Source organism: Paenibacillus sp. GCM10028914, from assembly GCF_042666275.1.
Lineage (GTDB): Bacteria > Bacillota > Bacilli > Paenibacillales > Paenibacillaceae > Paenibacillus_AQ.
The window spans coordinates 246,876-272,393 of record NZ_JBHTFO010000015.1 but is presented as its reverse complement, the minus strand read 5'-3'; the positions used below and the strand labels follow the sequence as shown (position 1 = coordinate 272,393).

At 41.3% G+C, this 25,518-nt stretch carries 23 protein-coding genes; 1 reads left to right on the top strand and 22 read right to left on the bottom strand.

The window, feature by feature from the left end:
• Positions 1–82 precede the first annotated feature (82 nt).
• The 21 genes from narI to thrS all read right to left on the bottom strand — a co-directional run bounded on the left by narI (position 83) and on the right by thrS (position 24,376).
• Positions 83–787 carry a respiratory nitrate reductase subunit gamma gene (gene narI, locus ACFQV5_RS14735; protein ID WP_379248069.1) on the bottom strand — a complete coding sequence of 235 codons (705 nt, stop codon included), beginning with the start codon at positions 785–787 and terminating at the stop codon, positions 83–85.
• 55 nt (positions 788–842) lie between these two features.
• Complete coding sequence (gene narJ / locus ACFQV5_RS14730; RefSeq protein WP_379248067.1) at positions 843–1,490, bottom strand: nitrate reductase molybdenum cofactor assembly chaperone; 648 nt, start codon at positions 1,488–1,490, stop codon at positions 843–845.
• Positions 1,483–2,985, bottom strand: coding sequence for a nitrate reductase subunit beta (narH, locus tag ACFQV5_RS14725; protein WP_379248065.1), 1,503 nt, complete (start codon positions 2,983–2,985; stop codon positions 1,483–1,485). Before narH ends, narJ begins: the two co-directional genes overlap by 8 nt.
• Entirely contained in the window at positions 2,975–6,664 is a 3,690-nt protein-coding gene (locus ACFQV5_RS14720; protein ID WP_379248063.1) for a nitrate reductase subunit alpha, read from the bottom strand. The genes narH and ACFQV5_RS14720 overlap by 11 nt, the downstream gene beginning before the upstream one ends.
• A complete protein-coding gene (locus tag ACFQV5_RS14715; protein WP_379248061.1) occupies positions 6,657–6,944 on the bottom strand; it encodes a hypothetical protein in 288 nt (95 codons plus the stop codon). The genes ACFQV5_RS14720 and ACFQV5_RS14715 overlap by 8 nt, the downstream gene beginning before the upstream one ends.
• A 5-nt stretch (positions 6,945–6,949) precedes the next feature.
• Positions 6,950–7,279: a hypothetical protein gene (locus tag ACFQV5_RS14710; RefSeq protein WP_379248059.1), complete on the bottom strand. Its 330-nt coding sequence runs from the start codon at positions 7,277–7,279 to the stop codon at positions 6,950–6,952.
• Positions 7,272–7,703: a hemerythrin domain-containing protein gene (locus tag ACFQV5_RS14705; protein ID WP_379248057.1), complete on the bottom strand. Its 432-nt coding sequence runs from the start codon at positions 7,701–7,703 to the stop codon at positions 7,272–7,274. Before ACFQV5_RS14705 ends, ACFQV5_RS14710 begins: the two co-directional genes overlap by 8 nt.
• Before the next feature lie 216 nt (positions 7,704–7,919).
• On the bottom strand, positions 7,920–9,077 hold the full coding sequence (locus tag ACFQV5_RS14700) for a nitrate/nitrite transporter (RefSeq protein ID WP_379248055.1): 1,158 nt from the start codon (positions 9,075–9,077) through the stop codon (positions 7,920–7,922).
• 256 nt (positions 9,078–9,333) lie between these two features.
• Positions 9,334–9,798: a divergent PAP2 family protein gene (locus ACFQV5_RS14695; protein WP_379248054.1), complete on the bottom strand. Its 465-nt coding sequence runs from the start codon at positions 9,796–9,798 to the stop codon at positions 9,334–9,336.
• A gap of 377 nt (positions 9,799–10,175) precedes the next feature.
• Entirely contained in the window at positions 10,176–12,947 is a 2,772-nt protein-coding gene (locus ACFQV5_RS14690; protein ID WP_379248052.1) for an endo-beta-N-acetylglucosaminidase, read from the bottom strand.
• A gap of 301 nt (positions 12,948–13,248) precedes the next feature.
• Positions 13,249–13,638 carry an iron chaperone gene (locus tag ACFQV5_RS14685; RefSeq protein ID WP_379248050.1) on the bottom strand — a complete coding sequence of 130 codons (390 nt, stop codon included), beginning with the start codon at positions 13,636–13,638 and terminating at the stop codon, positions 13,249–13,251.
• Positions 13,639–13,672: 34 nt separating this feature from the next.
• The gene (locus ACFQV5_RS14680; protein ID WP_379248281.1) at positions 13,673–14,326 is read right to left on the bottom strand and encodes a M48 family metallopeptidase; all 654 of its coding nucleotides are present in this window, start codon (positions 14,324–14,326) and stop codon (positions 13,673–13,675) included.
• Between the two features lie 29 nt (positions 14,327–14,355).
• Positions 14,356–15,651: an arsenic transporter gene (locus ACFQV5_RS14675; protein WP_379248048.1), complete on the bottom strand. Its 1,296-nt coding sequence runs from the start codon at positions 15,649–15,651 to the stop codon at positions 14,356–14,358.
• Positions 15,652–15,738: 87 nt separating this feature from the next.
• Positions 15,739–16,668, bottom strand: coding sequence for a phosphotransferase (locus ACFQV5_RS14670; protein ID WP_379248045.1), 930 nt, complete (start codon positions 16,666–16,668; stop codon positions 15,739–15,741).
• 27 nt (positions 16,669–16,695) lie between these two features.
• Positions 16,696–17,673, bottom strand: coding sequence for an HD domain-containing protein (locus ACFQV5_RS14665; protein ID WP_379248280.1), 978 nt, complete (start codon positions 17,671–17,673; stop codon positions 16,696–16,698).
• Positions 17,674–17,844: 171 nt separating this feature from the next.
• Positions 17,845–18,300: an AraC family transcriptional regulator gene (locus ACFQV5_RS14660; RefSeq protein ID WP_379248043.1), complete on the bottom strand. Its 456-nt coding sequence runs from the start codon at positions 18,298–18,300 to the stop codon at positions 17,845–17,847.
• Between the two features lie 165 nt (positions 18,301–18,465).
• The gene (locus ACFQV5_RS14655) at positions 18,466–20,025 is read right to left on the bottom strand and encodes a malate:quinone oxidoreductase (protein ID WP_379248041.1); all 1,560 of its coding nucleotides are present in this window, start codon (positions 20,023–20,025) and stop codon (positions 18,466–18,468) included.
• Positions 20,026–20,300: 275 nt separating this feature from the next.
• On the bottom strand, positions 20,301–21,110 hold the full coding sequence (locus ACFQV5_RS14650; RefSeq protein WP_379248039.1) for a cupin domain-containing protein: 810 nt from the start codon (positions 21,108–21,110) through the stop codon (positions 20,301–20,303).
• A 138-nt stretch (positions 21,111–21,248) separates the two neighbouring features.
• Positions 21,249–21,692 (bottom strand): SMI1/KNR4 family protein, encoded by a 444-nt coding sequence (locus tag ACFQV5_RS14645; RefSeq protein ID WP_379248037.1) that lies wholly within the window; start codon positions 21,690–21,692, stop codon positions 21,249–21,251.
• An 87-nt stretch (positions 21,693–21,779) separates the two neighbouring features.
• Complete coding sequence (locus ACFQV5_RS14640; RefSeq protein WP_379248035.1) at positions 21,780–22,253, bottom strand: SMI1/KNR4 family protein; 474 nt, start codon at positions 22,251–22,253, stop codon at positions 21,780–21,782.
• Between the two features lie 209 nt (positions 22,254–22,462).
• The gene (gene thrS, locus ACFQV5_RS14635; protein WP_379248033.1) at positions 22,463–24,376 is read right to left on the bottom strand and encodes a threonine--tRNA ligase; all 1,914 of its coding nucleotides are present in this window, start codon (positions 24,374–24,376) and stop codon (positions 22,463–22,465) included.
• A 119-nt stretch (positions 24,377–24,495) separates the two neighbouring features.
• Between thrS and ACFQV5_RS14630 the strand changes: the two genes are divergently transcribed.
• Positions 24,496–24,747 carry a hypothetical protein gene (locus ACFQV5_RS14630; RefSeq protein WP_379248031.1) on the top strand — a complete coding sequence of 84 codons (252 nt, stop codon included), beginning with the start codon at positions 24,496–24,498 and terminating at the stop codon, positions 24,745–24,747.
• Positions 24,748–24,789: 42 nt separating this feature from the next.
• Here the strand turns inward: ACFQV5_RS14630 and ACFQV5_RS14625 are convergent, their stop codons facing one another.
• Positions 24,790–25,395, bottom strand: coding sequence for a pentapeptide repeat-containing protein (locus tag ACFQV5_RS14625; RefSeq protein WP_379248029.1), 606 nt, complete (start codon positions 25,393–25,395; stop codon positions 24,790–24,792).
• Positions 25,396–25,518 lie beyond the last annotated feature (123 nt).

Genomic DNA, 25,518 nt, shown 5'->3' with positions numbered 1-25,518 from the left:
AAGAGTTGTCTCTTTTGCATTTATGTGTGCAGAAAGACAACTCTTATTCAGTGATACAACTTTCAATTTCACTTAGCTTTCTTTATTTATCTCTTTCCGACTGTCTTCGATAACCAATTCGTGAACGGTATTGAATCGGTGCACGCGTTGGGTACCTTGCCGGAAATGAGAACATGTGCACGAGACTTGTGAATGGTATGCTCGCAAACAACAGAAATGCTACAACGATATGTAACTGAAATACAAACGGAACTGTGGTCATCAGTTCATATTTCGGTTGGAAATAGAACAAACTTCGAAACCATGGACCTATCGTCGTTCTGTACTCATAAGCGATTACAGTTGTATTGTAAATGATTGTCATATACACTCCGAGTGCTGAAACAATTAGCACAAACAACACGGAAACGTAATCGCCGGTGCTCGATTGTGTTCGCAGCCGCTTCACCGTCAGTCTGCGAATCAGCAGGATAATAAGTCCTGCTAAGACCATCAATCCAGCTATTCCTCCCCCTAGAATCGCAAGCACATGATACATATGGTCCGATACGCCAATTCCTCTATAGAAGCTGATCGGAATCAGAACACCCATTAGATGCCCGATAAAAGCAAACACTATTCCCCAATGAAATAAAGGGGAGCCGATACGCAGCCATTTTTTCTCTAATAATTCAGTTGATGGAGCTGTCCAGCTGACCTGATTAAATGTGAAGCGATACAGCAAGCCTACAATCAATATGGTCAACATCATATAGGGAAAAACGACCCACCAAAATATTCCTGCCATTATTATCATCTCCTGCATGTCGGCTTATTAGAATAATCTCTACTGCAAATAAGCATTAATACATCAGTGGAAAAGGCATAGGGTCCGTATCCGGTTTCTCACGCTTTTGTTCAAGATCCTTCATTGCCTCTTCTGCAGGAGTCTCAAACACACTGTTCATCAACATCTCGAAAACATGCCTGTAGGGATTGTGATCGGGTAAATTTTGACGAATTCGCTCCGTGACGAGTCCGATCCTGCCGATCAGTTGGTTTGCTTGCTCATGTTCCGGTGCAGCAGCAATCCATTCATAGAGCAGCGGCACATAGTCCGGAAGTTCATTTTCAATCGGCTGAAAGCCACTGTTCCGGATATGTTCACGAAGTTCAAGCATCGCTACGCCTCGTCTGCGGCTGTCTCCTAATTCATGTGCAGTCAGGTACAATCCTGTGCGATCCTTTAAATCAAAAGTAGCGACATACTGCTCCTGTGCTTCTCGAAGGGATAAGGCTTTTAACTTATTGGCTGTTGTGCCTATAGCGCTAAGAGCTTTCTGAACGGACTGTTCCAGCTGCTTAAATGGTTCTGATGGATCTACCATATTCGTATCAAGCAACTCTTCGGCAAAATTTTCGATCTCCGTCATCTCTTCGTGAAACATGCTCGATGGATACCCGATCATTCGGGCTGCTGCAGCAAGCAGCAGCCTGTTATCATCATTCACCTTGTTCCCTCCTCGAAAGTGGTTTGGTTATCATGCCTTCTTCCGGAGCAATGTCTTCTAAGCTGCATGAACCCTGGCGATAGTAAAGATTATCTTCCATTTCTCTTCTGCCAGTTGGGATGACAAAACGCTCATTATATTTTGCTACGGCCAGCAACCGTACCATGTCCTCAATCTCCTCAACCGTAAGCCCAGCCTCTTGCAATAATTGACTGTGAGCAAGCTCGTCCATTCCACCAACCGTTGTTTGGCGCATATGAACTCGCATCGCAGTCAGCTTGAGCAGAACGCGTCGGATGACGTCAGTATCTCCCGCTGAGAGCAACGATGCCAGATATTCCATCGGAATACGCATATGATCTACGGCTGGAATATAGTTATCTGTCTGCAGATCGGCTTCATCAATGTGATTCATGATAGGGCTAAGCGGTGGTATATACCAAACCATGGGTAATGTACGATACTCTGGATGCAGCGGTAATGCCACCTTCCACTTCATCGCAAGTTTATAGATCGGTGAGTCCTGGGCACTTTTTAGCCAAGATTCGTTGATCCCTGCTTTACGGGCCTCAGCAATTACCTTCGGGTCGAATGGATCAAGGAACACAGATAGCTGTGATTCGTACAGATCTTTCGGATCTTCAACAGATGCTGCTTCTTTCACACGATCTGCATCGTATAATACAACTCCTAAGTATCGAATCCGACCTACACAAGTTTCGGAACAGACTGTCGGCAGACCAGCTTCGGTTCTTGGATAACAGAAATTGCACTTCTCTGCTTTATGTGAGTTCCAATTATAATACACCTTGTGATAGGGGCATCCGTTCATACAGAAACGCCAACCGCGGCAGGAATCCTGATCAACGAGCACGATCCCGTCTTCATCTCGTTTGTACAATGCCCCTGATGGACAAGACGCCACACAAGAAGGATTCAGACAGTGCTCACATATTCTTGGCAAGTAGACCATAAACGTCTTCTCATACTCCATCGAGATATGTTCTTGTAGCTTCTGGACGTTAGGATCTAACGGTACAATCTCCTTACCTCCAGCCAGATCATCGTCCCAGTTCGGGCCCCACTCCGGCTTATCAATATATTCACCCGTAATTTGCGACATCGGGCGAGCTACCGGAAGTTGATTCGTTCTCGGACTGTGGATGAGATTATCATAATCGTAGGTCCACGGTTCATAGAATTGGTCGAGATCGGCCATGTTCGGGTTATAGAACAGGGTCGCAAGCTTCGTAATAGGTCCTCCAGCACGGAGTGATAGCTTCCCATTTTTAAGTACCCAACCGCCTTTGAATCGTTTCTGATCCTCCCACTGTTTCGGATATCCTGGGCCAGGCCTTGTTTCCACATTGTTAAACCATACATATTCGGTTCCTGGTCTATTGGTCCAGACGTTCTTACATGTAACAGAACATGTGTGACAGCCAATACATTTATCCAGATGCATGACCATAGCAACCTGTGCTTTAACTCTCAATCCAATTCACCTCCTTCAGAGGACGAACAACAGCCATCGTATCTCGCTGGCTTCCTGTCGGACCATAGTAATTGAAACCGTAGCTTAGTTGGGAATATCCGCCGATCATATGGGTTGCCTTCATCGTGATACGAGTTACGCTATTATGTGTACCGCCACGCTTATTCCCCACTGCTGTTAGAGGCACACCCATAGTACGATCCTGCGCATGATGCATATAAGCAATTCCTGGTGGAATTCGATAAGTGACAACGGCACGTGCAGCAACTGCGCCGTTTCGGTTATATACTTCAATCCAATCATTATCCTTAATACCGATTGAATCAGCGTCTTTATCATTCATCCATACCGTCTGCCAGCCTCGGAATAATGTCGACATGATTGTCGTATCCGTAAACATGGTATGAATACCCCATTTCTGATGGGGAGTCATATAGCGAATCTCAATGAATTTACCTTTATTCTCCACTTCCTTCTCTCCTTTGAGATAAGGACTATGAGACAATGGAGGTAAATAGAGAGGCAGCGCTTCACCATAATCAAGGATAACCTCATGATCCAAATAGAAACTCTGACGACCAGTCAGTGTACGCCAAGGTACACCGTATTCCGTATTAACCGTGAAAGGCGAATAACGTCGGTTATCTTTCTCCAGTCCGCTCCATACCGGAGCCGATATCGCTTGACGAGGTTGGGCCGTGATGTCTAGTAAAGTAAATGCGTCTTCTTCACGCCCTTCTGCAATCGTATGCAGCGTCTTACCCGTCTTCGCTTCCATCGACTTCCAACCTTCTACAGCTCGCTTCCCGTTGGTTGCACCGGACATGAGCAGTATAGCTTCGATTACCTGCTTGTCAGTCAATAACTCCGGGTAACCTTTGCCAATGCCTTCGCGTCGTGAGATTCCTAATCGATCTTTAAGATCTTGATAGACCGGATCACCTGGAATCTTAATACCCTTAGATCCATATCCGTTCTTTATGTTCGGACCAATCGTAGTCATCTGACCATATACATTCGGGTAGTCCCGCTTTATCACTTTCATATTTGGCATGGTCTTTCCTGGCTTTGCTTCCACTTCACCTTTTCGCCAATCCAGCACTTTACCGAAAGGCTGTGCCATTTCATCAACCGTATCATGAGCAAGAGGTGACATGACTAGATCATCACAAGCTGGCAGATGCTTCTCTGCGAGCTCAGAGAACGTCTGGCTGATTTCTTTGAACGTATCCCAGTCGTTCTTCGCCTGCCATGGAGGTGATATCGCAGCATTAAACGGATGGATGAACGGATGCATGTCAGTGCTGCTAATATCAAATTTCTCGTACCAGGTTGCTGCAGGCAGCACGATATCCGAATACAGACCGGAGCTTGTCATCCGAAAATCAATGCTGACAAGTAAATCAGCTTTGCCGCGAGGAGCCTCAACATCCGTCTTCACACTCTCTGGCTTCCATGAATGTTCCGTATCCGTTAACACCTGATCTTCACCACCTACAAAGTGACGAACGAAGTATTCATGTCCCTTTCCACTGTCACCGAGAAGATTCGAACGCCAATTGAAGAAGACGCGCGGAAAATTCCGTGGGTCATCTGGGTTTTCAATCGCCCATTCAATCTCACCTGAAGTGATTCGAGAGACCACATTGTCGACAATCTCCTGCTCACTGCTTGCCCCTTTATCCCGTGCTTCTTTAACGAGGTCAAGCGAATTCTGTGAGAATTGTGGAAATGATGGAAGCCAGCCTAGACGTGCCGCAAGTGCGTTAAAATCAGCAGGATGCATCTGGCTGTAACGTCCACCCCAGCCTTTCTGCTCCTGTTTCACTGTGCCTTCATAACGGAACTGGTCTGTAACGAAATAGAAGAATGATGTTCCGTTCTGCAGACGCGGAGGACGAACCCAATCGCCTGCAAAAGCAACCTGTTGCCACCCTTCTAACGGGCGTACTTTTTCCTGTCCAACATAATGCGCCCAGCCGCCGCCATTCACACCTTGAGATCCTGTCAACAAGATGAGATTCAAAATGCTGCGATAGATCTGATCACTATGGAACCAATGGTTCGTCCCGCCGCCCAGAGCTATCATGGATCTGCCGTTCGTGCGGGCCGCATTATCTGCGAATTCTCTCGCTACTTGAATCGCCAGTGCCTTGCGAACGCCAGTCATCTGCTCCTGCCAAGCCGGAGTGTATGGACGTGGATCATTATAGTCGATTGGGTAATCACCAGGTAGATTCCGATTGACTCCAACATGCGCCATCATCAGATCATAGACTGTCGTAACTACAAACGTAGTTCCGTCCATTCCCTTAAGATGCTTAACCGGCACCCCTCGCTTAACATCTGTCCCTCCATCCTCTTCACCGAAGTAAGGGAAAGATACAACCAACGTATCATCCGATTGTCCGAGGAAGGTTAACTGCGGGTCTATCACTTCGCCGTCTTCGTTCTTAAGATCAAGATTCCATTTATTTTCCGAATCCCAGCGAGAGCCCTGGCTGCCGTTTGGAATGACCGGTTTGTCTGTATTCGTATCCCACACGACAGTCTTCCATTCACCATGCTCATGAGATTCAAACAAGTCCGAAGCACGAAGAAATCTTCCGGATCTCCACTCGTTTTGTTCCTTCTCTTGGTCAAGAACAATAAGAAACGGTAAGTCGGTGAACTTCTTAGCATAGGATATAAAATAAGGTGTCTCTTTATCCACATAGAACTCTTTAAGAATTACGTGAGTCATGGCCATCGCAAGGGCACCATCAGTACCAGCCCTAGCAGGCAGCCATATATCTGCAAACTTATCATACTCCGCATAATCGGGGCTGACTCCAATAACCTTTGTTCCGTTGTATCTTGCTTCAATCATAAAATGAGCATCTGGTGTCCTTGTTTGCGGCAGGTTCGTACCCCAAATTATGAAGTACTTTGTGTTATACCAATCGCCACTCTCCGGGACATCCGTTTGCTCTCCCCAGATCTGAGGTGATGCGGGTGGTAGATCCGCATACCAGTCATAGAAGCTAAGCACGGTGCCGCCGATCAACGATAGAAACCGTGCTCCCGAAGCATAGCTAACCATGGACATTGCAGGAATCGGGCTGAATCCAGCTACTCGATCCGGTCCGTATGTACGAATCGTATGAATAGACGCAGCTGCTATCATCTCTTTTGCATCTTGCCAATCTGCTCGGACAAAACCGCCCTTACCTCGTGCTTTCACATATCTGGCTCGCTTATCAGGATCACTAACAATTGCAACCCATGCTTCAACAGGATCTAACCCCCGCTTGCGTTCATCTTTCCACATTTCAAACAAGTCGCCGCGAACATACGGATACTTTACACGAATCGGGCTGTACGTGTACCAAGAAAACGTAGCGCCACGAGGACAACCTCGAGGCTCATATTCAGGAAAGTTATCACCTGTCGATGGATAATCCGTCTGCTGCGTTTCCCACGTAATAATGCCATCCTTCACGAAGATCTTCCAACTGCATGATCCTGTGCAGTTTACCCCATGGGTGGACCGTACAACGTTATCATGCTGCCAGCGATCACGAAACCAAGCTTCGGCATTACGTGATCTGGGATTCTCTTCTGTCCATCCGTCGTTTATACGTTCTCCACGCTGAAGATGTTTGAAGGTACTGAGCCATGACTTACCTTGTTTATTCATTACGATCATCCCTTTCATGCTGAGCTAACGGAGAGAACCGTTCTCCAACCAGCTTGAATGACTCATCGTCAGCGTATAATTCTTCTACAAATATGGGCCAATCGGCTGCATTAGCACCCGCTAATATTAATCTTTCCAGACGATCTATCTTCTGAATGCGATTAATAGCAACTACAACCTCTTCAGGAACATCACCGAATCGAATTTGCAATAAAGCAAGCAAATCCTCTCGATCATTCGCAAGCCAAATTTCCTCTTGATGAGCATGTTGAGAAGACATATGCTTCATACCTCCCGGGACTTCATAAATTGATAGTAATCAGCAATAATTTTCTTCTTGCATTCTTCCACAGTATTTCGAAAAAACTCATTCAATTCCTCAGCTTGGCCTACTTGTTCAGCATCTGCATTCATTGTCAGAGATCTCTCGCTTGCAAATTCTTCTCCATAACGAAGGCTGATCGACATCTCCTCACCGTTCTTAATCACAACTGCTTGTATATCAAAAAGGTGTAGATGTTGATCTTTCATTTGTTCTTGGAGTAACTGATAATAATCAGGCTTGACGAATCGAAGAGGTCTCTCCGATGGTAATGAAGTCATACGCTTACTCATGATCAATCCCCAAGGAAGCAAGAAGACTTTCCTCATCATGATTATGTACTTCATCAATTAGAATCATTGTTTCGAATCTGTTCAACACCGCTTGATTAACCTCTTCAGTTGCCAGGATGCCACGAATATCATCTGCCATTCTCCGCATTAGATCATGGTCTCTAATCAAACTGGCGATTATTACATTCAAGGCAGGATCCTGTTCCACAATCTCTTTGTATAATCCCTCTTCTTCCGCATCTGCATGAGCAAGTGTTCTTGTTTCCCAATGTTCAAGAGTAATACATGCCGCTTCAAATGCTTTATCGTGTTCCCCTGCTTCCAAGCATCTCCGCAGCAACTCCGTTAATTGTGCTGCTTCACCAAGCGCAGCATCATGTATAGATGAATGGCTGTCAACCTTTCTTAAAGCCGGTCCGGTCATACGAATTTCATCTCCATTTCAATTAAGTAGTATGTTTCAATCCATATCCTCACAGCAAAAAATAAATATTTTGCTTTAATCACCTTAATATTCATTATTTATCATTTGTCTTTCATCCTATACCTATATGTTTTTCTCAATGAATCAAAAAGAAGTCCCATTTACATGGAACTCCTTTACTTTTACTAAATCACTCGTCTATAGATAGCTAACTAGTCATATCTTCTGAGCTTTTTTATTATCAAAATACATCCACAAGATCAGGATCAGGCTGGCAAGAGATACTTGTGACAATGCCATAAAGCCAATCGAATACTGTCCCGTGAGATTGTGAATAGAAGACAGCATGAGCGGTGGGAAGAAACCTCCAAGCCCCCCCATCATTGCAACGATTCCATTAACTGTTCCTAGTTGTTTGGTAAAATACTGTGGAACCAACTTGAATAAGACTCCATTTCCTAGTCCCGCACTCACAGCAACGCCTAGGCAACCAACCGTGTAAAGTGCCAAGTTAGGAGAGAATGCGAGAATAATTGCGGAAATCGTAAGACCGGCAAATACCCCCATCATTAATTTATAAGCATTAAATTTATCTCCCAGCCAACCTCCAGAAGGTCTTCCTGCAGTTGCGATAACGATAAATATCGCTGTTCGCGTACCTGCATCCACTTTAGAAAGACCGAAGCTCGTAACTAAGAAATTCGGTAAAAATACAGTGAAAGCAACAAATGCACCAAAAGTGATGAAATAGAAAAAGGAGAACAACCATAGTTTCTCGTTTTTATACACCTCTTTAATTTGCTGCATTAAAGGTGTTTTCATCCTAGGTTCTTTTTTATCCCCAAGGAAGAAGTTAAGTACAATAAAGAACAGCAGCAATACGAGATAGATCTGAACTGCAGTTCTCCATCCAAATTGAGCAGCAAGTACAGGTAATCCAAATGTACTTACTGCTGTACCTGCATTACCGATACCGTAAATCCCATTTACGAACCCGCTTCTTTCCTTCGGATAGTATTTCGGAAGTGAGGTAACTCCAACAGAGAACACGGCACCCCCAACCCCTAAGAACGCACCGCTGATGATTAAATCGAGGTAACTGTTTGCCACACTTAAGTAAAATACAGGGAATAGCAACACGATAAAACTAATTGTAAATATCCATCTAGCCCCCAGGACATTGGTATAATACCCGAGCGGAATGCGTAGGATTGATCCAAGCACTACTGGAATTGCGGTTAAAAGCGCAACACGTTCCTGAGGAATTATAATATCCTCTCGAATGGATGGGAGGAGAGACGATAGTGTAACCCAAACCATAAATCCAAGAATTAAATTAATGGTCTGCAAAGGAAGTTGTATCTTTTTAATCATTAAGGAGTCACCTATTCCTTTACTTTGTATGTAAAACATCGAAATATTCTTACGATTAGGATGAACCTAAAACTTTGAAAATATTCCCTATATTCATCGACTAAAAGACTAAAAAATAAAAAAATCGCCAAAATGGCGACTTCTTAGGATATGTCAATTGTCTCACTTAAATGATTAAAAAATAAAAAAGACTGACCCTGTACCTAGAACAGGCCAGTCCTTATTGTATATCGTCTGACTTATCTGGAACTCTCAATTAGTACACGGAAAAATACAGTATATAACTAATAACAATACCAAATACCGCCCCCATAAATACTTCGATCGGTTCATGCCCAAGGAGTTCTTTCAAAGTCTCTACAGGTTTGTCTAATTCCGATTTGTCTAGTTTTATGGGCTTTCCTTCCTTCAGTAAGCGATTAATATGCTTTGCATGGATACCCGCATGTCTTCTTATTCCTGTGGCATCGAACATTGTAATGGCACTCAAGATTACAGCAATGGCGAAAGAAGATGATGATAATCCATCTTTTAGAGCGATGGCAGTCGACAGCGAACAAACAGCAGCCGAATGTGAGCTTGGCATCCCTCCAGTGCTAAATGCAAGCTTAATATTCCAGCTGCGATGGCTGATAAAATGAATGGGAACTTTCACAAACTGTGCTAAGATGATGGACAGAAGTGCTGCGATTAACGGAAAGTTGTTCCAAATTGAATTCAATAATAGTCACACCCTTAATTATATCATGTAATATTTATACCCTTAGTTTGACTAAGTATCTCTATTTCAAACATACTTATAGCTTATTCCCTCCTAAAAATTGATCAATCATATTACAAATTCCCCTTTTCGTTTTCTATTCTTTTAACCATTCAACACCAGCAGCTGTAAACTTATAATATTTCCTTCTTCCCCCACCGAACTAAGCAGGATGGAATCGATATGCCCCTTCATCATTGCTATATTAAGTAAATAGTATTGTAAGGTACTTAATAGTGCAATGATTTTACATTATATTAAAAAGAACCCTGGAGCATTTAACTCCAAGGTTTCTTTCATTCATATTTCATACAATTAATAATGATTACTAGATCAAATTATTCTACAGTAATATACTTAGCCTCAGACATATTCCCTTCATAATCCTCCAATGTAATACTTATGACGGACCCCATTTCAGGAACTGTGATTCCAATCAAATCATGATAGCCTCTAATAAAATAGTCTGTTGTCATGTCGTTATACTTTTTCGCAGGTTTTACCGCCTCACCATTGATTGTAACGTACATATGCCACCAGTCTTTTGAAGAAGGTACGTCAATCCTTAATTTATTCCCATCAATATAGTAGCCGCCATCGAAAGGCTCAGAATATACATCTTTCATTTTACCTGTAGTACTAACCGTATCTATGACTTTACCTGCTGCATCCAATGTAGAGATTTTCAAGAGGTACCGATCATCGTCTTTGACAGGCACTTCAAACTTGGAAGAAGCCAATTTTTTACCTACTGTCTTCGTGTACGTATCCTTTCTGCCATCAGTAAAGCTTAAGTCAAATCGAATTTCACTGCTGCGGTTTTCTCTGCCCCAGCTAATGTCAAATCCTTCACTAACTTCCTTCACCTTCACATTTGAAATTAAGTTCTTTCTGTCAAGTTGTATGATAGCAGGTTCACTTTCTGTATGGTCGGGACCAACAGCAGTCAATTTAAGAGCCACAACATGTTTATCAAGATTTTTCACATAGAAATTGTCGCCGTAAATGCCTCCTAAAAACACCTCTTTGCCATTATTCAATTGTGCGTAGAGATGGTACTGTTGTACTTTGCTATATTCTTCTCGATCCCACACAACGTTGATTTCATCCGTAAGGAACCTATTATCAATTTCAAATCCACTTGGCTTACTAGGTGTATAGTCTTGTCCATCCGTAACTTTCAACTCACCAATATTCACTTGGTAACCTGAAACAGTCTCTCCCTTCGGATCAAACGCAAGGCCGAGCACAGCAATTTCCCGATCCACATATGCGCTTAAATCCAGTTCTGTTGTCACATAACCTTTTGTTTTCTTTCCGCTATTAGGTACCGTAATATATTCAATTTGATCAGGAGCATCTTTAAAGATCATTCCTAACTGAATCTCAGAACGATCATTGGCCGATGTTTTGTTATAGGTAATGGAAGCCGCTGATGTACTCTTTATGTCTAGATCTGTTTTATAGAGACGCAAGAAGTTTTTTGCATCTAATGATCCATTAACAACGAGTGAGCTTCCACCTTTGTAACCTCCAATGGATTGATAAGTAAATTTATCCCCTTTTTCTACAGCATCCCCATAATCAAAGTCTGCTTGCAATTTCGTACCTTTAGTATCGATCCACCACTGCCACGTAGGAAGAATATCCTGTAAGTTGATGTTCGTCCATTCTTCGTCATTTGATACCTTACCATTCATATAATATTTCATGCCGTGCCCCGTATTAAAGTTCGTTACAAATGTACTGTCATCAATGACGGAACGTTCTGTGATGTATCTGGAAATACCTGTCCATTCGGACGCATCTTGTACCCCAACATCGGGTCTTGCGTACCCTTTCTGTTCTTCCGTAACGGTCGGATCAATCTTAACGCTGGTGTACCACATACGCTCACGTTCAGCGATCATCCATTGATGATCGTCATCTCCTCGAAGGTACTTGCTAGCGTCTCCTAGATGTTCGTCTAATGCAGACTGAACAAAATTCCCTCCCAATGTTGCAATCGATGTTAAAGGATTTCCGGTCTCTTCATCTAATATTACATCTATATTTCGAGTCGAGTTATGGGCACCTCCAAAGCTACCCATTCCGGCCTCTACACCAGAAAAGACCGTTTTCAGAGGATCTATACCTCTTTGTTTCGCTTCTTCAACGGTTTTCTTAATATATTTTTGATCTGTGCTATCTCCGTTATTCCAACCATCCGGCGAATTCCAGTTATAGTTCATAAAGACGGAGTTGTTAATCGTTCCACCCATTTCATCATCACGAATGAACGAACTGTGTGAAGGGATCAGAGAAGGCTGATAAGTCAGTTTCCCTTGCTGATCGTCCACCGTGTCATACCACTGTGTGTATACTCCTGCATCCACCAACGTATTTGTAAATGCTTTATATTTCTTAATATGTTCCGGTTTGATTGAGGTTTCCTGGTTGAAGAAATACCCGTCAAAGCCGAAATATTCTTTTATCTCAATGAGCTTCTCGGCGACTGGAAAAGTTCCGTCTTCCCTTTGTTTGAGCAATATATCATAAGGTTGGCCTACGCGGGGTATAAAAATAGTCCCTATGGATTTCACGCCATTTTTGTGCGCTGCGTTCGTATAAGCCGGATTAGGCAAATCCAAAACACCAAATTCAAATGCTCTTTTCTCCCAAGATTCCGTAGGGTCATATAAACCGTTAGGTACATCCTCTGTCGCTTGTCCGTGCCAACCGCCATAGTAGTCTGTGTACTGCCAGAAATTATAAAGATAATTTGAAAACTCGTTATTGTAAGGTGTTGCCCCAAAGAAATAAAAATCATAATCCCCGGTTAAGTTAAAAAACTCAGTTTCAGGACTCAACTTTGGATTCGCTTGCGTTGCTGCAAATGCTTGATTTCGCTCTTGTAGAGGTACATGTGCTCTCAATCTTTCCGCATCCGGATCTGTTTCGGGAGACCAATTCTCTATATCCACAGCTCTATATCCGTGAGTGATCGGTTGATTCTTCCCAAAAGCAGCATCGCCAGTCGGAGGCATGGAGTCTCCTGCAAACACTTGAAGAGGAGATATTGTAAGTGCCATCGTTAATGTTGTTGCAAGTGCTATGTTTTTTTTATTCACTACTCTTTCCTCCTTGTTTGTAATTACGATAGATTTAAAATTTGTTATTTCCCTCCTTCCATGAACAGAATCAGCTTTTTAAATATAAACCGCTTTCAAAAAAATTCAAAAGCACCTATGCCAACATTTTACTGAATACAGTGTACTCGGTCTTTGAAATTTACAGTCATTTTTTTGTACGATTAGGACAACTGGATTCACATCGTGTTCAAATCGTAGCGACAAGACGTTCTAATCGACCAATAACAACAAAAAAGAAGCCGCAAACAGGCGGCCTCTTACTACAAATAGATCTTATTCATCATTTCTTCTTTGATTTTTTACGTTCCGCTTTGGCAATATTCTCAGCCACTCTAAACTTTACAATCTTAGTTATCAGTTCATAAGGGATGGGTTTATTTAACGGAAATTGTACCGTTCCTTTGCCAGTGATATAAGGTGCCAAATCATTCTCGAACTCTGCGATTCCACTAGGAGCCGGATAGAAGCCAATATGATGTTTAAACGCTGCAAAATGCACTACATTGCCATGCTGTGCAAACGTAGGCATTTGATAACTGATCTTTTCCGTAGCTTCAGGTGCGGCTTCTCGAATGACCTGCCGGATTGATTCTAGTTTCTCCTGAATCTCCAGCGAAAAAGTTGATATATAATGATCAATTGACTCGTATGAGGTTTTGTTACCGTCCATATTGCATCTCCTCTTATCATCATTCTCATCAGTATTACAATGTCATGGCTTGCCCATACTTGGCCAGGAAAGCTTCCTTCGCTTTGTAATCCTTCATCACGCTCCCGACCCGCCGCCAAAAGGAACGATCATGGTTCATGTGCAGCAGATGACAAAGCTCATGAATGACCACATAGTCAATGACCTCAATAGGTGCCATTGCAAGACGATAATTGAAGGTGAGATGCTTAGCTGAGTTACAACTCCCCCACTTCGTTTGTGACTCCTCAATAACGAAAGATTTCGGCGTAACTTTCAGCTGCTTTTGATAGATTTTGATACGTTCCCCAATCACCTTCTTGCAACTTGCAAAATAAAATTTCTTCAGATCATGTTGAAGTTCTTCTTTCGTACGTCCACTCGTTTCTATTAGCTCATGAAGTTTATAATATTTGCCAAGATGAAGGAATTTACCTTCCTCTTCATATTCTCTGACCATCGAATTAGAGCGAGCTGCTTCAATCGCCTTCAATTGCTTCAAGATCACATCCCCCTGCTGCCTAACGACGCTTAACACGATATCATCTGCTGTATGGGTCGGCGCCTTTACCGTCACTAGTCCAGAAGGATCGATATGGATCGAGAACTTTTTGCGTGGTCCGTATTCTACGTGAAACTCTATTTGTTGTTGTTCTATTTCAATCTTCATCATCAACATCATTTCTGTAAGTATTTTATTTAAAGTATAGTTAACCAAATATATAAACCGAATAGGGTGATAAATAATGTTGGAATAGTCAATATAATTCCTGTTTTGAAGTATGTTCCCCAGCTAATCTTCACATTTTTAGTAGAAAGAACATGGAGCCATAGTAATGTTGCTAGTGAACCAATCGGTGTAATTTTAGGACCTAAATCGGATCCAATGACATTCGCGTAAATTAATGCCTCTTTAATGGCAGCTGAAGTGTTTGTCGCATCGATTGCTAACGCATCAATCATGACGGTCGGTAGATTGTTCATAATCGATGAAATCATCGCAGCGATAAATCCCATTCCCATCGTTGCTGCAAACAGACCTTGATCAGCTATACTCTGTAGGATACTTGCTAGAAGATCCGTCAGACCAGCGTTACGCAAACCATACACTACCACATACATACCAATAGAGAAGAATACGATTGCCCAAGGAGCACCTTTAAGTACTTCTTTAGTCTGTACTACAGGGCTTCTTCTAGCCATGAGCAAGAAGAGGATCGAGATAATTCCAGCGACAATGGAAACCGGAATACCGACAAACTCGCACACAAAATAGCCAACTAACAGTACACTTAATACGATCCAGGATAATCGAAACATGGTAGGATCTTGAATCGCTGTTGACGGTTGCTTGAGCTCTGTTCCATCAAACTTGCGCGGAATACTCTTGCGGAAGAACAAGTAAAGCACCAGAATACTGGCTCCTAAAGAGAACAAATTGGGAACAATCATACGACTAGCGTATTCGCTAAACGTAATCCCAAAGAAATCGGCCGATACGATATTTACCAGATTGCTAACCACCAAAGGTAGAGAAGTTGTATCCGCTATAAAACCACTTGCGATGATGAACGGGAACACCTTTTTTTCATCAAAGTTAAGTGCACGAACCATCGCCAGTACAATTGGTGTTAGAATTAGAGCTGCACCGTCATTTGCGAAAAAGGCGGAGACGACTGCTCCTAGTAAGGATACATACACAAACATTCGGAGGCCGTTCCCATGAGCAGCTCTAGCCATATGTAATGCAGCCCACTCGAATAAACCGATTTTATCCAGGATGAGTGAAATGATAATGATCGCCACAAAGGCAAGTGTAGCATTCCAAACAATCTGAGTGACATCCCACACATCCTGAAAATCAACGACGCCTGCAAGAAGTGCTAGAATAGCACCACCGCAGGCTGTCCATCCAATAGATAAATTTCTAGGCTGCCAAATAACAAAAACTAAAGTAATAAGAAAAATAACACTAGCCAACACAACAGAAACCAATGTAGAAACCCTCCAAATTCATGATGAATACTCCCGACAAGTTGTTAATCACAAATACAATTAATAATTTAATGTTTATATGCTAATCTAGTAAACATTGCCTACTACCATGTTTAAATATTTTCTCAAATCTTCTTTTGCTTTTGAATCACTAGCCCAAGTTCCTAAATTCCAACTCATATATCTTAGCCCAAGATAACGAGCAGCGGTAGTATACAGGTGGTAGAAACGATGATCAGAAAATTCCAGTCCTCTTGCAGCTAATAAGACTCTATAACTCTCAATTTGTTCTGGTGTGCTGCAACGCAATGGAATGTCAAAAAATAAAGATCCGTATCTAGCATCTTCCCAATCAATAAAGAATACATCAGAATTGTTATGTACTAATACGTTGCCAGGATTTAAATCATTATGTATTAGGGTATAACTGTTCTCATCTATCATTACGTCTACGATGTCTTGAAAAATCGTGGCTGCAGCTGCTTCAACTGAAGGAATGTAATCACCGAAAATGTCCAAAAACTGCTCGTTCTTTATAGCAGCTTGCCATTGTGGTTTCCACCTTATATTAATCATGGCTTCAATATGATCCCTGTCTACCCTAGGCAGCCAAGTAAGGTCATTTTCATGACCAAAATTAGAAGTGTGAATATGCGATAAAGCCTTGATTTCTTTTTGCTGAAGAGCCTCAATATTTAAGTTGGAATAATCTGATGTATAATCAACATCTTGAATACAAACAAGAGCCCTTTCTTCTTCCTCAGAGCCATTTGTCAACATAAATGGTACATTGGCTTGTTGTAAATAGAGCCTGTTCAGTACACGACGTTCTAACCGAGTTGCATACTTAGTCACAAGAGATATTGGCATACTTTCGCGGTTTTTCAGATGAATTGAATGACGATGTAACGCTACTGCTTGTAATCCAATATGAATCGGCTTAGATTCTATGCTTAGAATATCTGCACTTGGATCCATATATTTCTTTATAGTCTCATGCAACAAATGTTCCAACATCAACTCCTCCTCTCACTGGATGTTTATTTAATTAGAAATGATCCTCAAATATACCCCTCTTGTTGCTTTATCGAATGCTTCCTTACTCATATTTCTGATTTCATTCGATAATTCGGACGCAGGAATTAACCGGTTATCACTCCATACAGATGGATCGATCATACGAACTTTGTTTTTAAGATGTATGTCGTATTGATCCCGATCTTCTATTACTTGTACATTCTGGTTCAGTTTTTTCAATAGAGTTACCAATTCTTTATCTTCAACCGACTTTATCTTATCTATTAATTCATCATCTTCCATAAGAAAATCATCCAAACTAATTATACCTTTATCTATCGATATCTTAAGTATCTTTGCTAACATACCATTCCCATATATATTTAGAGGATCCATAAAAAAGTCAATGACTTCTTTATAATATGTTCTAACAAACCATTCAGCGATGTCAGTGTTTTGAACATACATTTTTCCTTCTACAACAATTAAGTGATCTAAAAAACGATGCACTTCTTCTAAAGAGATATGTCCATATTCATACATATCCCGCAGCGTATAATCCACTCGATCTGCACATAATTCTGGTGCTGGTTGCTCTAATAGTGTCCACTTACTATCATCCTGCAATATATCCTTATAGTTGTACCCGTACTTCTCAAGAATCGATGGGATTTCGGAATTTTGGACCACTGAGGTATATATTTTCTCATGATAGTCCTCATCTTTATTATCAAGAACAAAATCAATAACATGAGAGAAAGCTGTATGAGACACATCGTGCAGTAATCCTGCAATTTGTTCCTCTATTGAACCACCCAGCCTCTTTATTAAGAGCATGACACCGACCGAGTGGTCAAAGCGTGTAACGTTCCATCTCGAATTAATTAAGTAACTTGCACCGCCTTGATGGATACCTTTCAATCTTTGAACCGGTTTAGACTCTATTAATTCCTCTAATACATTATCAATTTCATACACACCGTAGATCCGATCAGCAATACGCACCATTTTTCCTCCCTCATATGTAATTCTCAATATGTTGGCTCCTTTTCTTTAACAATAAAATAAACCTGTAATGATGTGCAATCAAGCGATTCCGATTCCTGATTTTAAGACCTTGTTCTAGTATACGCAGCATCTCCAATATTTCCTCATCGTTATCGGCAGTAAGTCCGGTTATAACGGTTTTACAGGAACACATATCTCACAGTACTCGTTGTACATCATATCACCTATATATCTTTCCATCATCGGTTTGTCGTCGATACGATACCCAGCGTTCTGTATAAACGGGAATAATTCAGCCCATGCTTTTTGAATATCTTCAGCTGTGTGTTTGACTTTACAAACAACATATCTTCCATTGAATGTTTCGCTTTCGTTCATTGAATCATCTAATTGATAATCGAGTGGAATGACGATACAAGCATCAAATCGACAGTTCTCAGGATGTGTCGTTTCTGGGTTATCTTGAATAATGGCAAGTAATATTGTTGAATCATTGAGTAGATCCTTGCTAGCAGCCCATTTTTTCAACTTTTCCATTGCTTGAATGTTCCCCGCTCCATAAGGTCCTACTTGTCTCACATATGCGATGCGATATTTGGGGAGGTTTTCGATACTCATTTTCATATTATTCATCCCTTCAGTAGCAGTATGGTTTGCATTTGGAATGTAACATGATATAAAACTATATTCATTATTTTCTTTTATTTTCCAATTAAATAGATACAAAAAGAACCTTCGATCTAAAGCTAAATCAAAGGTTCTCTGTTTATTTACAATGAAAAATATGAATTAATGAAGGACCAGTTCTTTTTCGCTAAGTCCCAGCGTCTCCGCCGTTGAAGTATAAATATCCTCAAAAAACCTTGTGTTCTCAACTAGAGACACGCCATATGAAGGAATCATTTCTTTAATTTTCGCTTGCCAATTTTTCTTATGTTTAGGGAAGCATCTATCTAATACCTCAAGCATGACATGAACAGCCGTAGAAGCTCCCGGAGAAGCGCCGAGCAATGCGGCTACCGAGCCATCAGCAGCACTTACAACTTCTGTACCAAATTGTAGGGTTCCTTTTCCTGCATCTGTATCTTTAATTACTTGCACCCGCTGGCCTGCGACTACGATTCCCCAATCTTCACTCTTGGCATTAGGAATAAACTCACGTAATTCATCCATGCGCTTTTCATTAGATAACATGACTTGCTGGATAAGGTACTTTGTCAAAGCCATTTCCTTAACACCAGCAGCTAACATCGTAATCACATTATTAAGTTTTACAGAATTGATCAAATCCATGTTTGAACCCGTTTTTAAGAACTTCGGTGAGAAGCCGGCGAATGGTCCGAACAGTAGTGACTTTTTGTTATCGATATATCTTGTATCTAGGTGTGGAACTGACATAGGAGGAGCTCCAACCTTCGCTTTTCCGTATACTTTTGCGTGGTGCTTCGCTACCACATCTGGGTTGTTACACACTAAAAATAGCCCGCTTACCGGGAACCCACCAATATGCTTTGATTCCGGTATGCCGGTTTTTTGTAGCAAAGGTAGACTTCCTCCTCCACCTCCGATAAAGACGAATTTAGCAGTATGGTATTCGATTTTTCCGCTCTCGATATTATGCACTTTCACTTCCCATAAGCCGTCACTGGTACGTTTCATATTCTTTACACTATGTTTGTAGTTTATCTCAACATCTTTACTCTTCAAGTGTTCAAATAAAATCCGTGTTAACGCACCGAAGTTGACGTCCGTTCCTGAATCAATTTTTGTTGCCGCAATCGGTTCATTCATCGTACGGCCTTCCATAATCAGTGGAATCCATTCCTTCAGTTTTTTAGGATCATCGGAATATTCCATTCCTTGGAACAGAGGATTTTTTGATAGCGCTTCAAATCTTTTTTTCAAAAAAGCTACATTTTTCTCCCCTTGTACCAAGCTCATATGTGGAATCGGCATGATAAAGTCCTGCGGATTGCGAATCAGATTGCTCTTAACAAGATAAGACCAAAACTGTCTAGAAAGCTGGAACTGTTCATTAATCTTCACGGCCTTGCTAATATCTATAGATCCATCGGGTTTTTCGGATGTATAGTTAAGTTCACACAGTGCGGCATGGCCGGTACCCGCGTTATTCCATTCATTAGAGCTTTCTTCTCCTGCACTTGCGAGTTTCTCAAACACTTTAATTTCCCATTTAGGTTCTAACTCTTTCAGTAACGATCCCAGAGTAGCGCTCATTACGCCCGCACCAATTAAGATAACGTCTGTTTTTTTCTGTATGTTGCTCATTATAACCCTCCCTATCCCTATGTTCGCAAAAAAGAGTAGGTGCTCCTGCTTAGATGTCATAAAAAGCAAGTTGTCATGTAGGAACATACCTTTTCTGTGTCAGATAATGCCACATCTTAGTCTATTATAATGATTTATAGATTAAAATATCTACTACAATCTAATCATTATAAACCATTTAATTCGGGTTAAAAAGAGAGAATTCCACTTTGGGCCCAATCCAAAGCGTTCGAGTGTGCGAAGAATGTTATGAATGGTTTATGTATCGTTTACTGCGAATAGAACAACAAGACCACCAAAATGGCAGTCTCGTATCAGATCATTACTTATTTATCCTATAATGCATACACTCTTTCTTCAGCCATGGCATCTTTCTTCGTTTTGTGAACGGTCCCGAATGGATGCTGGGGAGGAGCATAGATTACATATACTTTCATCGGCTCATCACCGGTATTGGTTACATTATGCCATGTTCCAGCGGGTACCATAATCGCATATCCGTCTTCTACCTTTTCTACAAAATCTAACTTTTCTTTGCTGGATCCCATTTGGACAATTCCTTGACCTTCTTCAATTCGAATAAATTGATCTGTTGTTGGATGTACTTCTAAACCGATATCACTTCCAACGTCGATACTCATTAAAGTTACTTGGAAGTATTGTCCTGTCCACAACGCAGTTCGGTAGTTATTATTCTGCTCTGTGACCTCTTCAATATTGACTACATATGGTTTTTTTCCCATATCGGTTATTTTGTCATTCATCGAAGCAAAACGTGTTGCATTCGCGATTTCACCGGATGATGCTTGCAGAAATATTTTTTGAACGATCGGGTCTTGAGTAAGGTAACTCCCCCTACTGTATTCCTTATAACCCTCGATCCCAGCTTCGTGCGCTTTCATTAACCCTTCTCTATAACTGGTAAATGTGATCGAATCGAACTGATAGTCAGGCTGCCGGTTATTCAGTTTACAATAAATATCAATAAATTGATTAAAATATTCTTCTTTAGCTTGCAGAGCATTTATTATGTGTTTTTGATCCTCAGAATTTGTTGTACTCTCCGCTAAACGTCTATAGAGTTCGATAGTAGACGCTTCTTTTTTTATCCCATTCATAAGAGCATCTGATACTCTTTGATTCATTTCATAATCGTAATTAGACATAATGAAGTTGTTCAGTCCTTCCGCCGGAATTTAAAACCATCATATGCCTATATTTATCAAACGTTACACAGGCTTATCACTTCTGCTCTAGATTCGCCTTATTAAGATCTACTTGCTTTACCATTCATAAAATTGATCCTCGATCAGCGCTTCGAATGAATCCGCTAACAATCTGATCTCTGCTGTGTCATGATAACCGATATATACCTGTCCGGACGAATTCATCATAATTGGATCACCAGATCCATCCATCGAAATGACATAGCTGGTTTCTAAGATTTTAGCAAACGAATGTTCCTTGAATTGTTCTCGGTATCTTAATGTCAAATCGATGACCGTCTCTTTTCCAATACTGGAACCGTTAGCGAATGCATGTACAGCAATTCCTGCATAGGCTCCTCCGAACGTCTGGATAAACTTCACATAATCCGTATGGAAGCTAACATTCAACAACTGCTCCGCTTGTGAAATTTCCTCTTGGCTCGCAGGATGACCTACGAGTGTAAGATTATCCTCCCGATATAGAAATAACTTTAATCTCTCAATTAATGACTCTTTCATAGTATCCACCTTTCCCGGAAGAGTGGTTTCCTTTCAGGTCAATAAATTGTTATAATATCTTGGAGTTAGTTAACATTTAAATGTCAGTCAAGATGATTGTCGGGGAATTCGTTTATCAATCAGCTGCTCAAGGAATGCGGCAAACGAAGGGGCATATTCGAAGATCATGTCATTCATCAGGTCATAGCACATCACGGGGAACTCGCCTTGCTCATCTCTTGCTGATGTATCAAAATAATACAATTCATCCTCATCTGGCACGAACAAATCCAATCTATTCGGAAATTGGTTACGCCATTCTTCATCTGCGATATTCAAACGATGAATGTACAAGATGTCAGTATCAACATATTCTCGTAGTTCTGGTGGGGCAAGGTTTAATATCCACGTACCTGAAAGATGCGCATTACCATAGTTCTTAAGCCACCAACAATAAGATGGCGGCAGAGTTAGGCCCAGTTCCGCCTCAGCATCAACGATCCAGGCATCTTCAGCACCACGTCCCTTAAACCACTTAATACCTGCGGGGTTCTCGAGTTTTTCTGCTAAGCGTTCATACATAAAAGCAACCTCCTTTCTTTATCTGGTATAGTCCGTAAATAAAGCTTACTGATTACAATTTTACCTATTTTATACCAATTCATCAAACATTGGAATATTGATATCTAATAAAAAAGAAAGCACTCGCAATTCCAAACGAGTACTTTCTTCATTAATTACTTTTCCATGTATGGACTGAATTTGGACCATTTATGGTTACATGACTGGTATTACCGCTTATTACGAATTTCTTCTTTTATCAACTCGGCAATCTCATTCACACTTTGTAAACCAAGATCCCCTTCGCCTCTTTTCCTAACAGATACCTGACCGAAATTTTTCTCTTGCTCACCTAGAACGAGCATATAAGGTACTTTTTCAAGCTGAGCTTCCCGAATTTTGTAACCAAGCTTTTCGTTTCGCATATCTACCTCTATACGAATCCCACTCTCCTCAAGGAATTTCTTCACTTGGTAAGCATAATCGATATAATTCTCCGAAACAGGCAATAACTTGACTTGAACAGGGGCAAGCCATATTGGAAATGCACCAGCAAAATGTTCCGTTAATATCCCTATAAATCGATCAATCGATCCGTATACCGCACGGTGAATCACTACGGGTCGATGTTTCTGATTGTTCTCACCAATATAAGAAAGATCAAAATTCTCGGGCATCTGAAAATCCAGTTGTATTGTCCCGCATTGCCAGCTCCGTTTAAGCGCATCTAAGATATGGAAATCGATCTTTGGACCGTAGAAAGCCCCATCTCCTTCATTCACTCGATAGTCAATACCTCGATTATTAAGAACATTCCGTAAGGAATCCTCAGCCTTCTGCCACAGCTCTTCAGAACCCATATAATCTTCCGGCCGTGTAGAAAGCTCGATCTTATATTCAAAACCGAATACTTGATAAATGTGATCGATCAGTTCGATTACACGGCTAATTTCTTCCTCGATCTGATCAGGTAAGACGAAGAGGTGGGCGTCATCCTGGCAGAATGTACGTACTCGCATCATTCCGTTAAGTGCTCCTGAGAATTCGTGCCTATGCACTTGACCGAATTCCGATATACGAATAGGCAATTCGCGATAGGAATGCAGGCTGTTTTTGTAAATAAGCATATGCCCCGGACAGTTCATCGGTTTAAGAGCAAATTTCGTTTCGTCCACATTAGTGAAGTACATATTGTCTTTATAATGATCCCAATGTCCGGATTGCTCCCATAGTCGATTATTCATCATGAGCGGAGTGCGTACTTCCTCATAATCCCGCTGTCGCTGTAACTCTCGCGCATAGTTCTCTAGCTCTGTTCGAATTGTCATTCCCTTTGGAAGATAGAATGGCATGCCCGGTGCTTCATCTGAGAACATAAACAGCCCAAGTTCTTTGCCGAGCTTGCGGTGATCACGCTTCTTAGCTTCCTCCAGAAGATGTAAATGCTCTTCAAGATGTGCTTTTTTTAGAAAAGAAGTTCCATAAATCCTTTGCAACATCTTGTTATCGGAATCACCTCGCCAGTATGCTCCAGCTACATTCATCAGCTTAAACGCCTTAACTTTCCCTGTTGAAGGAAGGTGCGGCCCACGACACAGGTCACAAAATTCACCCTGATCATAAATGCTAATGACTGCATCTTCCGGAAGATCATGAATGAGCTCTAATTTAAGTGGTTCACCAAGCTCCTCAAATATTGAGATAGCATCCTCTCTTGTAACGACCCGTCTTACGATTGGCAAGTTCTCTTTAATAATCTGTGCCATTTCTTTCTCGATGGCGGCAAGATCATCTAGAGACAATGGATCTTCTATATCCACATCGTAGTAGAATCCGTCCTTAATGACAGGCCCAATCCCGAGTTTAACAGCTTCTTTTCCATAAATACGTTTAATGGCTTGAGCCATGATATGAGCCGTACTGTGTCTATATATCTCCAGACCATCTGAGCTATCCAGCGTAACAATTTCGATCAGGCTATCATGGTCGATCGATTCGCGAAGATCAACGAGCTTGCCATTTATCTTTCCAGCTATGGCATTTTTCTTCAGACTGGTACTAATCGACTCCGCAACTTGTTCAATTGTCGTTCCTTGTTGATACCTCCTAATTGTTCCATCTGGTAAGTTCACATTGATCTCCATGATTTAGCCTCCATTCCTGAATTTATCGATTTTATTGAACGCAAAAAAACACACTCTCCCAAAAAGGGACGAGTGCGTTCAGCTCGTGGTTCCACCCTGATTCGACCCTAAATCCTATCGTGTCTCACTGTTCAGCGAAACATGAAGATTCAAGGCCCTCATTAGTATCCAGTAACGGGGATAAGACGGTGACGCTTACTGTCGCGAATACGGATCAACGGGTTCAACGTAACGGCTACAAAGGGGTAATTTCACAATCGGTACTGAAGAAGCTTTCAGCTAATGCTTCTCTCTCTGAACAGCTCGTAAAGGAAATCATGTCTTTGATCCTTGCCACATTTGTAATTCTTGGATTGAATCTTAACTCATAACAATCATTAAAGTCAAGAACAGAAATTTATATTAGATGTAAGTCACCCTATCTTAGCTCCATGAGAAAGAGCAAACAATACGGATTGCTCTCTATCCATTCTAAGCCCAGTAATGATTATATTTTTGAAATCTACACCTTCCATTTTTGCCCCTCTTACATCAGCACCCTGTAACTTCGATTTTGCCAGTGAAGTCATAGTCAGATCACAATCTCTCAGATCAGCTTTTTCTAAATTAGCTCCAGACAAGTCTGCCTCAAAAAATTTAATTCCTCGTAAATCTTGTCTAACAAGTCTGGTATTTCTCAAATTTGTGTAAGACCAATCTCCTCGCTCAATGGTGACTCCGTCCATATTCGCACCCGAAAAATCAGAACCGGTCATTTTGCATTGTTCAAATTTTGAAACGAAAAGATTAGCCCCATTAAAGTTGCAATTTTCAAATGCAGATTCTTTATGTAGTGACCCGTTTAATGATGCCCCGCGAAAATCACACTCTATAAAACGGCAGTTGCTGGATGTTATCTCCTCTAGTGATCCGTTTGCGAAAGAGCAGCAAGTAAACGTACAACTGATTAGTTCCCCGTACCTTAAATCTTGTGTTCCGAAGTTTATATTTTCATAGTTTTGATTGCTATACTGAAACATGATATTCCTCCAATGTGTGGGTGCCAAGTTAGTTGTATTGAGAGTGAGAAACGACACTTTATCTCTCTTCACCCGTAAAATTCACTTCTATTAATATAGCATAGGGGCGTCAAGTACCTGTAT

Excerpts from the sequence above, each read along its gene's own strand:
- narI (WP_379248069.1), bottom strand. The coding sequence starts at position 787 with ATGGCAGGAATATTTTGGTGGGTCGTTTTTCCCTATATGATGTTGACC.
- ACFQV5_RS14720 (WP_379248063.1), bottom strand. The coding sequence starts at position 6,664 with ATGAATAAACAAGGTAAGTCATGGCTCAGTACCTTCAAACATCTTCAG.
- ACFQV5_RS14715 (WP_379248061.1), bottom strand. The coding sequence starts at position 6,944 with ATGTCTTCTCAACATGCTCATCAAGAGGAAATTTGGCTTGCGAATGAT.
- ACFQV5_RS14710 (WP_379248059.1), bottom strand. The coding sequence starts at position 7,279 with ATGAGTAAGCGTATGACTTCATTACCATCGGAGAGACCTCTTCGATTC.
- ACFQV5_RS14705 (WP_379248057.1), bottom strand. The coding sequence starts at position 7,703 with ATGACCGGACCGGCTTTAAGAAAGGTTGACAGCCATTCATCTATACAT.
- ACFQV5_RS14700 (WP_379248055.1), bottom strand. The coding sequence starts at position 9,077 with ATGATTAAAAAGATACAACTTCCTTTGCAGACCATTAATTTAATTCTT.
- ACFQV5_RS14685 (WP_379248050.1), bottom strand. The coding sequence starts at position 13,638 with ATGGACGGTAACAAAACCTCATACGAGTCAATTGATCATTATATATCA.
- ACFQV5_RS14680 (WP_379248281.1), bottom strand. The coding sequence starts at position 14,326 with ATGAAGATTGAAATAGAACAACAACAAATAGAGTTTCACGTAGAATAC.
- ACFQV5_RS14670 (WP_379248045.1), bottom strand. The coding sequence starts at position 16,668 with ATGTTGGAACATTTGTTGCATGAGACTATAAAGAAATATATGGATCCA.
- ACFQV5_RS14660 (WP_379248043.1), bottom strand. The coding sequence starts at position 18,300 with ATGAAAATGAGTATCGAAAACCTCCCCAAATATCGCATCGCATATGTG.
- ACFQV5_RS14655 (WP_379248041.1), bottom strand. The coding sequence starts at position 20,025 with ATGACATCTAAGCAGGAGCACCTACTCTTTTTTGCGAACATAGGGATA.
- ACFQV5_RS14650 (WP_379248039.1), bottom strand. The coding sequence starts at position 21,110 with ATGAATCAAAGAGTATCAGATGCTCTTATGAATGGGATAAAAAAAGAA.
- ACFQV5_RS14645 (WP_379248037.1), bottom strand. The coding sequence starts at position 21,692 with ATGAAAGAGTCATTAATTGAGAGATTAAAGTTATTTCTATATCGGGAG.
- ACFQV5_RS14640 (WP_379248035.1), bottom strand. The coding sequence starts at position 22,253 with ATGTATGAACGCTTAGCAGAAAAACTCGAGAACCCCGCAGGTATTAAG.
- thrS (WP_379248033.1), bottom strand. The coding sequence starts at position 24,376 with ATGGAGATCAATGTGAACTTACCAGATGGAACAATTAGGAGGTATCAA.
- ACFQV5_RS14625 (WP_379248029.1), bottom strand. The coding sequence starts at position 25,395 with ATGTTTCAGTATAGCAATCAAAACTATGAAAATATAAACTTCGGAACA.